This window comes from Achromobacter sp. Root565 (genome assembly GCF_001427425.1).
GTDB lineage: Bacteria > Pseudomonadota > Gammaproteobacteria > Burkholderiales > Burkholderiaceae_B > Achromobacter > Achromobacter spanius_D.
Window position 1 is genome coordinate 2,249,011 of sequence record NZ_LMGO01000001.1, and the last position, 11,973, is coordinate 2,260,983.

General features: G+C 66.4%; 10 protein-coding genes. 5 read left to right on the top strand and 5 right to left on the bottom strand.

Annotated elements, in window-relative coordinates; all coding sequences use genetic code 11:
- Positions 1-12: 12 nt before the first annotated feature.
- A complete protein-coding gene (locus ASD71_RS10075; protein ID WP_056562781.1) occupies positions 13-1,470 on the bottom strand; it encodes an amidohydrolase family protein in 1,458 nt (485 codons plus the stop codon).
- 89 nt (positions 1,471-1,559) lie between these two features.
- Here ASD71_RS10075 and ASD71_RS10080 point away from each other — a divergent pair, with 89 nt between their 5' ends.
- A complete protein-coding gene (locus ASD71_RS10080) occupies positions 1,560-2,525 on the top strand; it encodes a LysR family transcriptional regulator (RefSeq protein ID WP_056566724.1) in 966 nt (321 codons plus the stop codon).
- A gap of 208 nt (positions 2,526-2,733) precedes the next feature.
- On the opposite strand, the gene ASD71_RS10085 is transcribed toward ASD71_RS10080, so the two are convergent.
- Genes ASD71_RS10085 through ASD71_RS10095 form a run of 3 tightly spaced genes read right to left on the bottom strand, consistent with a single transcriptional unit; the run spans position 2,734 to position 5,293 of the window.
- Positions 2,734-3,180, bottom strand: coding sequence for an SRPBCC family protein (locus ASD71_RS10085; RefSeq protein WP_056562784.1), 447 nt, complete (start codon positions 3,178-3,180; stop codon positions 2,734-2,736).
- A gap of 58 nt (positions 3,181-3,238) precedes the next feature.
- Positions 3,239-4,069 carry a phosphoenolpyruvate hydrolase family protein gene (locus ASD71_RS10090; RefSeq protein ID WP_056562787.1) on the bottom strand — a complete coding sequence of 277 codons (831 nt, stop codon included), beginning with the start codon at positions 4,067-4,069 and terminating at the stop codon, positions 3,239-3,241.
- A 12-nt stretch (positions 4,070-4,081) separates the two neighbouring features.
- A complete protein-coding gene (locus ASD71_RS10095) occupies positions 4,082-5,293 on the bottom strand; it encodes a Tm-1-like ATP-binding domain-containing protein (RefSeq protein ID WP_056562789.1) in 1,212 nt (403 codons plus the stop codon).
- Positions 5,294-5,454: 161 nt separating this feature from the next.
- Here ASD71_RS10095 and ASD71_RS10100 point away from each other — a divergent pair, with 161 nt between their 5' ends.
- Complete coding sequence (locus ASD71_RS10100) at positions 5,455-6,102, top strand: TetR/AcrR family transcriptional regulator (protein WP_056566726.1); 648 nt, start codon at positions 5,455-5,457, stop codon at positions 6,100-6,102.
- Between the two features lie 93 nt (positions 6,103-6,195).
- Positions 6,196-7,860 carry a hypothetical protein gene (locus ASD71_RS10105; protein WP_056562792.1) on the top strand — a complete coding sequence of 555 codons (1,665 nt, stop codon included), beginning with the start codon at positions 6,196-6,198 and terminating at the stop codon, positions 7,858-7,860.
- A 101-nt stretch (positions 7,861-7,961) separates the two neighbouring features.
- On the opposite strand, the gene clpB is transcribed toward ASD71_RS10105, so the two are convergent.
- Positions 7,962-10,568: an ATP-dependent chaperone ClpB gene (clpB, locus tag ASD71_RS10110; RefSeq protein WP_056562793.1), complete on the bottom strand. Its 2,607-nt coding sequence runs from the start codon at positions 10,566-10,568 to the stop codon at positions 7,962-7,964.
- Positions 10,569-10,706: 138 nt separating this feature from the next.
- Here clpB and ASD71_RS10115 point away from each other — a divergent pair, with 138 nt between their 5' ends.
- Both ASD71_RS10115 and fnr read left to right on the top strand, forming a co-directional pair.
- Positions 10,707-11,141, top strand: coding sequence for a gamma-glutamylcyclotransferase (locus tag ASD71_RS10115; RefSeq protein ID WP_056562795.1), 435 nt, complete (start codon positions 10,707-10,709; stop codon positions 11,139-11,141).
- Between the two features lie 97 nt (positions 11,142-11,238).
- Entirely contained in the window at positions 11,239-11,967 is a 729-nt protein-coding gene (gene fnr / locus ASD71_RS10120; RefSeq protein WP_056324138.1) for a fumarate/nitrate reduction transcriptional regulator Fnr, read from the top strand.
- Positions 11,968-11,973: the final 6 nt, after the last annotated feature.

Sequence of the window (11,973 nt, forward strand, 5' to 3'; positions counted from 1 at the left end):
AAAAGCGTGTGGTCATGAAAGCGGCTTTGCCGCGGCCTGATCGCGGCAAAGAATCCGGCCGGGACGCGACGTGCCTGCCGCGGCCGGAAAAACGGGCGTGCCGTTGACCAGCACGTGTTCCACGCCGGCAGACGCAAGCGTCGGCGCTTCCCACGTGGCACGGTCGATCACCGTCTCGGCATCGAACACGACAATGTCGGCCCACGCGCCCACGGCAATCTGGCCTCGGTCCGCCAGCCCGAAGACGCGGGCCGGCAACGCAGTCATCTTGGCCACCGCCGCCTCCAGCGTGGCGAGCTGGGCCTCGCGTACGTAGCGGCCCAGCACGCGCGTGAAACTGCCCCACAACCGGGGATGCGGATGCGCGTCGTTCGGCAGACCGTCGGATCCGACCATGCAGCACTCGTGCTGAAAGATGCGGCGGACCTCGTTCTCGTCCATCGCGAAATAGATCGCGCCGGCCGGGCACAAGCGTTCAGCTGCCGTGGTCTTGTCGCACCCCCAGCGCGCCGCGATATCGCTCAGGTATTCGCCGCTGCATTCGGGGTGGGGCGTCGACCACGTGATGCGGATGTCGTCGATGGTGTCGGCGCGCTCCGGAATCAGGATGGTGGAACTGCCGGGATACGGGTAGATGTCCAGCGCCACGTCCACGCCCTCGGCGCGGGCGCGGTCAATGTTGGCAAGCGTGACGGCGCTTTTGCCCCAATTGCGCGGCATCATGCACTTGTGATGCGACAGCACGGTCGCGCAGCCGGTGTTGCGGCCAATGGCCAGCACCTCGTCGACGGCCGCCTCGACCGCGTCGCCCTCATTGCGGATATGGCTGGTGTGCATCGCGCCGCGCGCCGCGGCCACGCGGGCCAGCCCTTCCAGCTCGGGCGGCTGCGCCGCCCCGCCCGGCTGATACGCCAGACCGGTGCTGAAGCCCACGGCGCCCGCATCCAGCGCGTCGGCCAGCATCTGCTGCATGGCGGCTTGTTCGTCGGGCGTGGGCTGCGCCGTTGGATCGCGCATCGCGGCAAGGCGCAGGTTCGCGTGCCCCACCAGCGCGGCCACATTGATGACGGGCTGGCGCTCGCGCAGCTCGTCGAAATAGTGCGTCATGCTGGCAAAAAGCGGCGTCTCGCCCAGCAGCGCCAGCGCGGCGGCCGTGTTGCCCGGCAACGGCGCGGGTGCGCCGCTGACGCCGCAATTGCCCACCACGACCGAGGTAATGCCCTGGCTGGTCTTCCACGCCAGGTCGGGCTTTTCCACGAACATCAGATCGTCGTGACCGTGCACATCGATGAAGCCGGGCGCGACGATCTTGCCGGCGGCATTCACGCGAGCAACCGCCGCCGTCCCGGCCAAGTCGCCGATCGCCACAATGCGTTCGCCCGCCACGCCCACGTCGGCGCGCCGCCGCGGGCCGCCCAGCCCGTCGATGAGCCAGCCGCCTTCGATGATCAGATCCAAAGTCCCCTGCATGGTGTTCCTGCCTTGGTGAAGGACCTAGTATCGTCCGCGCGATCAATCTGGAAAAATTGTTTTTATTGATCCATCTATCGCGTTTTGAAATGCATCGCCTGCCCAAACACGTCACCTTGAAGCACCTGACCGCTTTTGTGGCCGTGGCCCAGGAGTCCAGCTTCACGCATGCCGCCAAGCGCCTGTTCCAGACGCAATCGTCCGTCACCAGCCTGGTGCGCCAATTGGAAGATGCGCTGGGCACCCAGCTCTTTGCGCGCACCAGCCGGCGCGTGCTGCTGACACCGGCCGGCGAGGAATTCCTGCCGCGCGTCATGCGGCTGCTGGCGGATTTCGATGGGGTGATCGAGGACGTGGTGCGCTTTGGCGCCCTGGAACGCGGACGCGTGGGCGTGGCGGCCGCGCCGTCGGCCATCACGCAGTTGATCGCACCCGCGGCCGCCGTGTTCGCCGCGCAGTATCCGGCCGTGCGGCTTTATCTCAGCGACGACAACTCCGGCCGCATCCAGCGCAAGGTGGCCGCGCGCGAGGTCGATTTCGGCCTGACCAGCCGCTGGGCCGACGCCCCCGGCCTGCAATTCGACGCCTTGCTGGAAGACCGTTTCGGCGTGCTATACCGCCAGGACGACGCCACCCTGCGTCCGGGACGCGACGGCGCCATGCGCTGGTCCGACCTGACCGGCCGCAAGCTGGTGGGGGTGGTGGATGAAACGGGCATCATGGCGCTGCTGCGCGCCCGCGCCGATCTGCCGATCGAGGCGGCGGCGCCGTTCTATGAGGCATCCAGCACAACGTCGCAGGCAGCGCTGGTCAAGGCGGGAATGGGCGTGGCCCTGCTGCCGGCGCTGGCCGCGCAACGCGTGATGGAGCCGGGACTGGGCTACGCGCTGCTGGCACGGCCAACGGTGGTGCGCACGCTGTGCATCATCCGCAACAAGGAATACCCACTGAGCCCGGCCGCACAGGCCTTGATCGCGTCAATTCACGACTACCTGCGCACGGCCCAGCTGCCCGCAGGCTGCCGCCGCCTGTCCGCTGCGCGGCAGAAGCACTAGGTGTGCGGGCGTCACCACCGCGCTGATCGGCGCCGCCAATGCCATTAGGTGTCTGACACCCTAGGTACGCTGCCGCAAGTGCAAGCCGATCTCACCAGGGTGTCAGACACCGCCACCACCTCGCGCAAAGGTGTCTGACACCCCTGAAACGCTGCCGCAAGCTCGACCCGACGCTACCCGGGTGTCAGACACCGTCGTCCAAAAGTTATCAGCCACCCGCCCGCAGCTTCTCATCCAGCGCAGCCAATCCCGCCGCAAACACGTTCTGCCCGACCGCCGCGGCAACATCACTCAACGCCGCGCCCTCAACGCGAAAATCAGCCCACCATTGCACCAGCGTGCCGCCGCCCTCGGTAATCGGGTGCAGCGACACACCCGCGACGTAATCGCGCATCGGCAGGTCGGTTTCGATGATCGAATACCGCAACTCGGTATTCGGATCGTCCAGCATCAGCAACTGTTCGCGCACGAAGCCAGAAGGCTTGAGCGTCAGATGCCGAACCGAACCCACCGCGTCATGGCGGCCGCCCTCTTCCAGCCGGCTCTCTGCAACGCCCGGATGCCAGCCGCCCAGGCCGTTGAAGTCGCGGAACAGCGGCCAGACCTTGTCCAGCGGCGCGTTGACGATGGCGGTGATGTGTACGGTATGCGGCATATCGGCTCCGGCGGACGCAGTGCGCGTCGAATCAGGGTGGAAACTGCGGCAATGCAGGTCAGAAGGTCAGGTTCTTGAATTCGCGCGTGGCGGCCGTCAGGGCCTGTTCGGTAGGCAGGCGCTCCATCGAGCTGGCGCCATAAAACCCGTGGCAATGCTTGCACGCGCGCAGCACGTGCGCCGCGTCCTCGGGCGTGGCGATCGGGCCGCCGTGGCACAGCACGATGATATCCGGGCGCACCGCCAACGCGGCCTCGGCAATGCGGTCGATGGCGCCCACGCAATCATCCAGCGTCAGCGCCGTCTCCGCGCCAATGGACCCGCCGGTGGTCAGCCCCATGTGCGCCACGATGATGTCCGCGCCCGCCCGCGCCATGGCCACGGCATCGTCCTCGTTGAAGACGTACGGCGTCGTCAGCATGCCCTTCTTGTGCGCCAGGCGGATCATGTCGACTTCCAGCGCATAGCCCATGCCGGTCTCTTCAAGATTGGCGCGAAAATTGCCGTCGATGAGACCGACGGTGGGAAAGTTCTGCACGCCGGCAAAACCCTGGCGTTTCAGATCATCCAGAAACACGTCGAAATCGCAGAACGGATCGGTGCCGTTCACGCCGGCCAGCACCGGCGTCTTCTTGACCACCGGCAGCACTTCGCGGCCCATGTCCACGACGATCTCGTTGGCGTTGCCATACGCGAGCAGACCGGCGAGCGAGCCGCGGCCGGCCATGCGGTAGCGGCCCGAGTTGTAGATCACGATGAGGTCGATGCCGCCCGCTTCCTCGCACTTGGCCGACAGCCCGGTGCCCGCGCCCCCGCCCACGATGGGTGTGCGCGCGCGCACCATGGCGCGAAACTTGTCCAGCAGTTCGTTACGGTCAAAACGCGGCATGGCGGCAATCCTTCAATGTGCGGCAATTTCAAGAAAGTGGTCGACCGCCGTCTTGGCAAACAGCGGATCGTTGATGTGGCAAGGCACGCGGATCAGACGGCGGTCTGCCGTCTGCTGCACGTTGGCCTCCAGCGCGGCAAACAGCGCTGCGTCGGCCTCGGGATCCCAGAACGCCTGGCCCGGCGCATCCAGCGCGGACACGCCGCCTTCCGGGATCAGGAAGCGCACCGGGCCGTCGCAACGGTTCAGCCGGTCGGCGATCCATTCGCCCTGCCGCGTGTTTTCCTCGGCTTTCGTGCGCATCAGCGTGACCTGCGGGTTATGCGGATAGAAGCGGCGGCTGCGGTAGCGCTCGGGTACGGTGTCCATCGCGCCGAAGTTCACCATGTCCAGCGCGCCGCACGATCCGACATACGGCGCGCCCGTGCGCGCCACCGCGCCGAAGCGGTCGTCCGTGCAAGCCAGGACGCCGCCAAACAGCAGGTCGCAGACTTCAGTGGTGGTCAGGTCCAGCACGCCGGCAAGCAGGCGGCTGTCCAGCAGTTTTTCCATCGACTGCCCGCCCGTCCCCGTGGCATGGAACACCAGGCAATCAAATTGCGATTCCAGGAGCGGCGTCACCTGCTGCACGCAGGCGGTGGTGACGCCGAACATGGTGATGCCCACCGCCGGCCGGCCATCGTCAGCCGCTGCGGCCAATGCCTGACGGAACGCGCCGCCGATCGCGCCGGCCGCATTGGCCAGCACGCGGCGCGAGATGCGGTTCAGGCCCGCGACGTCGGTCACGGAGTACATCATCGCGATGTCCGACGGCCCCACGTAAGGCGCGACATTGCCCGACGCCATCGTGGACACCATCACCTTGGGCGTGCCGATGGGCAGCGCGCGCATGGCCGGCGTGATCAGCGCCGTGCCGCCGGATCCGCCCAAGCCCAGCAGTGCGCCGATATCGGCGTTGCCGGCGGCGTAGCGCTCGAACGCCAGGGCCATCGCCGCAATTGCCGTGCCGCGGTCGCCCGTGAAGACCGCCGCGGCGCCGTCCGGATGGCTGCGCGCGACCTCTTGCGCCGAGACCTGCGCGGCGCTGGGCGCGCCCGAGGTCGAGACATCCACCGACACCACGTCCAGCCCCTCGCGCCGGAGCAGATCCGCCACGTATTCGGCCTCGTGGCCCTTGGTGTCGTAGGTCGCGGCGACAAAGACCCGCTGCTTGGTATGCGTCATGACTCCTCCGCGGGCGGCTACACTGCGTGCGCGCCTCGATATGTGAGGCCAAAGGCCTGTAGAATCCAGAAATGAGACGAAAGAATCATACTGAGACACCAGTCTCACGTCAATCCGAAACCCCTGCCCGCAAGGCGCCCGCGGCAGCCGCCGGCACGAAGCTGATCGCCCCCGCCAGCCCGCAGGCGGCCGCCAGCGGCGAACCCCCGCACGGACCGCGCGCCCGGATGCGCAAGACCCTGCTCGACGCCGCCCAGCAACTGATGGCGCAGGGCGTCACGCCCTCGGTCGCCGAGCTGGCCGAACATGCCCATGTCTCGCGCGCCACCGCCTACCGCTACTTTCCCAGCCAGAGCGCGCTGATCGCCGCCGTGGTGGACGAAAGCCTGGGCCCCATCCTTGCTTGGGATTCCGACGCACCTGACGCGGCGGCACGCGTCGATGAGCTGCTGCGCTTCGCGTATCCGCGGCTGGCGGCGCACGAGGCGCCGCTACGCGCCGCCATTCAGGTGTCGCTGCAACAGCATGCGCAGGCCAGCGCCGGCAAGGCGGGCGCCGAGCCTCAACTGGTGCGCGGCCATCGCGTCGACATCCTAAGGCGCGCCATCGCCCCCTTGGCCGCGGAGCTCACGCCCGCGCAGCAGGACCGCGTCGCGCAGGCCTTGTCGCTTGTGTACGGCACCGAGGTGTTCCTCGTGCTCAAGGACATCTGGAAGCTCGACCTGCCCGAGGTCACCGACGTCGTGCGCTGGACCGCCAACGCCATCATCACGCAGGCGTTGGCCGAAGCCCGGTCCAAAATGAAATAGCGCCACTGTCATTCCCACGTCATTCCCCGCCCGCATAGTTGCGCGCTTCGCGGCTTGCGTGTTGCACGCCGTCATGACGTTGGAGTGTTGTAGATGCAGTTCGAAGTATCCCGCCTGCGGCGAGCCATCATGCCCTTGTCGCTGGCTTGCGTAACCCTGTTGAGCGCCTGCGGTGGCAGCGATGACGATGATGAGGCGGCCGCCCCCGCGCCGACGCCACCCGCCGTGACTGACCCCACCCCGCCCACAGAGCAACCCAAGCCGGTCGAGACGGGCGCGTGGTCCACGGGCGATCTGCACGTGCACACGTTCCAGTCGGACGACGCGCAGGTCAGCCTGGAAAGCGCGCTGGACCAGGCGTTCGACCGCTACAAGCTGGACTGGGCCGCCATCTCGAACCATCTGCGCCTGTCCGCCCGCGACCATACCGGCGTCAACCTGCCCGGCGGATCGATTCCGTTCTCGCAAGGCATGGCGCAGTACGAAGCGCCCTACATCAAGCAGGCGCAGGCCGCGGGCCGCTACGCCGGCAAGATCATCTTCTCGTCGTTCGAATGGGACATGCCCACGCATGACCATGTGAACATCGGCATCGGCTACAACGATCCGCAGTCGCCCAAGTCGCTGGAGGCCGTGGCCGAGTTCGAATACCTGTTCACCAACCGCGACCCCAACCTGTTCGACCCGCTGCTGGTCTCGCGCCTGTCCGGCGAAACGCGCGCCTACACCACGCACGCCGACTCGCTGGCCGCGCTGAAGTGGCTGCGCGACAAGTACCCCGACAGCTACATGCTGCTGAACCACCCGTCGCGCTACGCGGGCAAGTACACCATCGGCCAGCTGCGCGAGATGAACGACCTGGCCCCGAACGTTTTCTTCGCCATCGAAGGCATGGTCGGCAACCAGATGGAGCCGGACCGTGGCGGCTACGCCACCGCCTACACCACCCCCTTCCTGCCCAACCGCACCTATGGCGGCGCCGACTACCTGGTCGCGCATCTGGGCGGCACGTGGGACGCGCTGCTGGGCGAAGGCCGCCGCATCTGGAACGTGGCCGATTCGGACTACCACTTCCGCACGAGCCAGGGTCTGTACAGCAGCGGCTACGCGCCCGGCGAGTACTCCAAGACGCACGTCTGGAAGGACGGCGACGACATGGCGGCCGTGGTGGCCGGCCTGAAGAGCGGCCGTATGTTCGGCGTCTTCGGCGACCTGATCGACGCGCTGGATTTCCAGGCCAAGGGCGCGGCCGGCGCCGTGCACATGGGCGGTGAACTCAAGGCGGCAAAGGGTGAAGAGGTCGAGGTCACCATCCGCTTCCGCAGCCCCGAGCGCAACAACTACGAGTACCCGATCGAAAGCGGCAACCCCACCTACGTCAAGCCCACCGTGAACCACGTGGACCTGATCGTGGGCGACGTGACCGAGCGCGCCAAGTCCGGCACCCCGGAATACGACGTCGACACCAACCCCTCGACGCGCGTGCTGGCCCGCTTCACCAAGGCCGACTGGAAGGTGGACGAGGACGGCTACAACGTCATCACGACCACGATCACCGCCGACAAGAGCCAGTACCTGCGCTTGCGCGGCACCAATCTGGGCGTGGACGTGGCCGGCGAAACCGCAGCGGGCGAACCGCTGCCGGATGCCAAGGTCGATTTTGCCGACAACGCGGCGCGCTTCAACGCCATCAACGCCCGCAACTACAACGACCTGTGGTTCTACTCGAACCCGGTGTTCGTGACGGTCGCGAACTAATCTGACTGGCCCGCGCCGGCGCCGAGGTTATCGGCGCCATGGCGTGGACAAAAAAAATGCCCGGCAGATTTATGCCGGGCATTTTGCTTATTGCAGCGCGATCACTGCAACGTGCGGGTGAAGACGAACTGGCCGTCCTGCCAGTCCACCGGCACCACGTCGCGCGGGCCGAACCTGCCTTCCAGGATCAGGCGCGCCACCGGGTTCTCGATCTGCTGCTGGATCGCACGCTTCAAGGGCCGTGCGCCAAACACCGGATCGAAGCCGGAGCGGGCCAGTTCCGCCAGCGCCGGTTCCGTGACCTCCAGCCGCATCTCCTGCTTTTCCAGGCGTTCGCCCAGACGGCGAAGCTGGATGCGGGCGATGGACTCGATGTGCTGCGCTTCCAGGCCATGGAACACCACGACTTCGTCGATGCGGTTCAGGAACTCAGGCCGCAGCGTCTGCTTGAGTTCATCCCACACCACTTCCTTGACCACGTCGTACGGCTGGCCAGCCAGCGTCTGGATATGGTGCGAACCCAGGTTCGACGTCATGACGATCACGGTATTGCGGAAGTCCACCGTGCGGCCCTGGCCATCGGTCAGGCGGCCGTCGTCCAGCACTTGAAGCAGCACGTTGAACACGTCCGGGTGCGCCTTTTCGACTTCATCGAGCAGCACCACGCTGTAGGGCTTGCGCCGCACGGCCTCGGTCAGGTAGCCGCCCTCTTCGTAGCCCACGTATCCCGGCGGCGCGCCGATCAGCCGCGCCACCGAATGCTTCTCCATGAACTCGCTCATATCGATGCGGATCATGTGCTCCTCAGAATCGAACAGAAACTCGGCAAGCGCGCGCGTCAGCTCGGTCTTGCCCACGCCGGTGGGGCCCAGGAACAGGAACGAGCCATACGGGCGGGCCGGATCCGCAAGACCCGCACGCGAACGGCGGATGGCGTCGGACACCAGGCGCACGGCCTCGTCCTGGCCCACCACGCGCTTGTGCAGGAACTCTTCCATGTGCAGCAACTTCTCGCGCTCGCCCTGCATCATCTTCGACACGGGAATGCCCGTGGCGCGCGACACGACTTCCGCGATTTCCTCGGCGCCGACACGCGTGCGCAAGAGGCGCGGACGCGACTCGTCGCCTTCGGCGTTTTCGGCGGCCTCGGCGGCGCCCACCTCGGCGGCCTTCAGGCGCGCTTCAAGGTCCGGCAGCTTGCCGTACTGCAGCTCGGCCAGCTTGTCGAATTGGCCCTTGCGCTGCAGCTCCGCCATTTCGGCGCGCACGCTGTCGATCTCTTCCTTGATGGCTTGCGTGCCTTGCACCGCGGCCTTCTCGGCCTTCCAGATTTCCTCGAAGTCGTTGTATTCACGCTGCAGCTTCTGCAGCTCGTCCTCGATGACGCCCAGGCGGCGCTTGGACGCGTCGTCCGTTTCCTTCTTGACGGCCTCGCGCTCGATCTTGAGCTGGATGATGCGGCGGTCCAGCTTGTCCATCACTTCCGGCTTGGAGTCGATCTCCATGCGGATGCGCGCACCGGCCTCGTCGATCAGGTCGATGGCTTTGTCGGGCAGGAAGCGGTCGGTAATGTAGCGGTGCGACAGCTCGGCGGCCGCGACGATGGCCGGGTCGGTGATCTCGACGCCGTGGTGGATTTCGTAGCGTTCCTGCAGGCCGCGCAGGATGGCGATGGTGGATTCCACATCGGGCTCGTCGACCAGCACCTTCTGGAAGCGCCGCTCAAGCGCCGCGTCCTTCTCGATGTACTTGCGGTATTCGTCGAGCGTGGTGGCGCCAATGCAGTGCAACTCGCCGCGCGCAAGCGCCGGCTTGAGCATGTTGCCCGCGTCCATCGCGCCTTCGGCCTTGCCCGCGCCCACCATGGTGTGCAGCTCGTCGATGAACACGATGTTGCGGCCGTCGTCCTGGCCCAGCTCTTTCAGCACGGCCTTCAGGCGTTCCTCGAATTCGCCGCGGAACTTGGCGCCCGCCAGCAGCGCCGCCAGATCCAGCGACAGCACGCGCTTGCCGCGCAGGCTTTCCGGCACTTCGTCGTTGACGATGCGCTGCGCCAGGCCTTCGACGATGGCGGTCTTGCCGACGCCGGGTTCGCCGATCAGCACGGGGTTGTTCTTGGTGCGGCGCTGCAGGATCTGGATGGTGCGGCGGATTTCGTCGTCGCGGCCGATGACCGGATCCAGCTTGCCCTGCCGGGCGCGCTCGGTCAGGTCCAGCGTGTATTTGGAAAGGGCTTCGCGGTTGGCCTCGCCTTCCGCGCCCGAGACGTTCTCGCCGCCGCGCACGGCGTCGATCGCGGCTTCAAGGGCCTTTTTCTGCAGGCCCGCATCGCGCAGGATGCGGCCGGCCTCACCCTTGTCGTCGGCCAGTGCAAGCAGAAAGAGTTCGCTGGCGATGTAGGTGTCGCCGCGGCGGGCGGCTTCCTTGTCGGTGCGGGTCAGCACGCCCTGCAGGTCGCGGCCCACCTGGACGTTGTCTTCTCCCTGCACCTGCGGCAGCCCCTTCAGGGCGGACTCCAGCGCCGGGCCCAGGCGGTTGACCGCCACGCCGGCACGCGCCAGCAGACTGCCTGCACCGCTGTCAGCATCCGACAGCAGGGCGGACAGCACGTGGACGGGTTCGATGTAGGGATGGTCGTTGCGGGCGGCGAGACTTTGCGCGTCCGCCAGCGCTTGTTGGAACTTGGTCGTCAGTTTGTCGAATCGCATAATGGTCGTATTGGCTTGTGGGGAGCCTGACCGATCCGTGCCGGCTGGCTCGATAACCTGAATATGTGGCCGGATGGGACAATTTCAACACCCGGCGGCCCTCATGGTTTTCTTCGACGTGCACCAGCAAACAGAGCAATGAGCATATACGTTTTTGTGTACGGCACCCTACGGGCCGGCGAAATCAACGATCTTGCCCGCGCCGCCGAGGCGCGCGGCTTGCCGGCCGCCAGCCACGTCGGACCGGCCAGCGTGCCTGGCATGCTGGTCGATTTCGGCGACTGGCCCGGCCTGATCCCCGTGGACGACGGACGGCGCGTACGCGGCGATGTCTACCGGGTGGATCCGGCGCTGATTGCCCTGATGGACGAGATCGAGGAATACGAGCCCGGCAAGCCCGGCTGCTTCGTGCGCCGGACGGTTTCCGCCCGCCTGGAAGGCCCCGGCGCGACGGGTCTTCTGCCCTGCGCGTACTATCCGATCGACCCCGCGCTGCGGGCCGCGGCGGTCGATATTGCGGGGGACGACTGGATCGCTCACCGCCTTTCCAGAACAAAGCAGGACGCCCGGTAAGACACCCGTAGTAACAACGGACTACAATAGATGCCTGTCTCGTGCTTCACACCCGTTCCGGCGCCCGCCGCGCAATGGGCACTCTAAAGGTCATCGTATGCAAAAACGGGTCCCCATTGCCCCTGATGCCGCCCACTGTTCCACGTGCATGCTGGGTCACGTCTGCGTTCCCGTGGGCATGGCAGCCGCCGAAGTCGAAAAGCTGGACGAACTGGTTAAAGAGCGCGTCCGCGTGGAAAAAGGCAAGACGCTCTATTCGCTGGATCATCCGCTCGACGCCGTCTATGGCGTGCGCTTCGGCAGCCTGAAGACGCAGCTTGAAGACGCCACCGGCCAGATCCAGATCACCGGCTTTCATCTGCCCGGCGAAATCGTCGGCATGGACGGCATGCTGGACGGCAAGCACGTGTCGGCCGCCGTGGCGCTCGAAGACTCCGAGGTTTGCGTCATCCGCCTGAACGAAGTCGATCGCGTCGCGTCGCACCTGCCGTCACTGCAACAGCAGTTCCGCCGCCTCATGAGCCGCGAGATCACCCGCTCGCACCAAATGCTGGCCTCGCTGGGGTCCATGCGGTCGGAACAGCGCCTGGCCGCGTTCCTCTTGAACCTGTCGCAGCGCTATGCCTCGCTGGGCTATTCGTCCACCGAGTTCGTACTGCGCATGAGCCGCGAAGAAATCGGCAACTACCTGGGCCTGACGCTGGAAACGGTCAGCCGTCTGTTCTCGCGATTTGCCCGCGACGGCCTCATCAAGATCAACCAGCGCGAAGTCCGCATCCTGGACCTGCCCGCGCTCAAGCAACTGCTGGGACACGAAAGCTGCTGAGCGGTC

Bases quoted from the DNA above. Each gene is read 5' to 3' on its own strand.
- ASD71_RS10075 (WP_056562781.1), bottom strand. From the start codon at position 1,470: ATGCAGGGGACTTTGGATCTGATCATCGAAGGCGGCTGGCTCATCGAC.
- ASD71_RS10080 (WP_056566724.1), top strand. From the start codon at position 1,560: ATGCATCGCCTGCCCAAACACGTCACCTTGAAGCACCTGACCGCTTTT.
- ASD71_RS10085 (WP_056562784.1), bottom strand. From the start codon at position 3,180: ATGCCGCATACCGTACACATCACCGCCATCGTCAACGCGCCGCTGGAC.
- ASD71_RS10090 (WP_056562787.1), bottom strand. From the start codon at position 4,069: ATGCCGCGTTTTGACCGTAACGAACTGCTGGACAAGTTTCGCGCCATG.
- ASD71_RS10095 (WP_056562789.1), bottom strand. From the start codon at position 5,293: ATGACGCATACCAAGCAGCGGGTCTTTGTCGCCGCGACCTACGACACC.
- ASD71_RS10105 (WP_056562792.1), top strand. From the start codon at position 6,196: ATGCAGTTCGAAGTATCCCGCCTGCGGCGAGCCATCATGCCCTTGTCG.
- clpB (WP_056562793.1), bottom strand. From the start codon at position 10,568: ATGCGATTCGACAAACTGACGACCAAGTTCCAACAAGCGCTGGCGGAC.
- ASD71_RS10115 (WP_056562795.1), top strand. From the start codon at position 10,707: ATGAGCATATACGTTTTTGTGTACGGCACCCTACGGGCCGGCGAAATC.
- fnr (WP_056324138.1), top strand. From the start codon at position 11,239: ATGCAAAAACGGGTCCCCATTGCCCCTGATGCCGCCCACTGTTCCACG.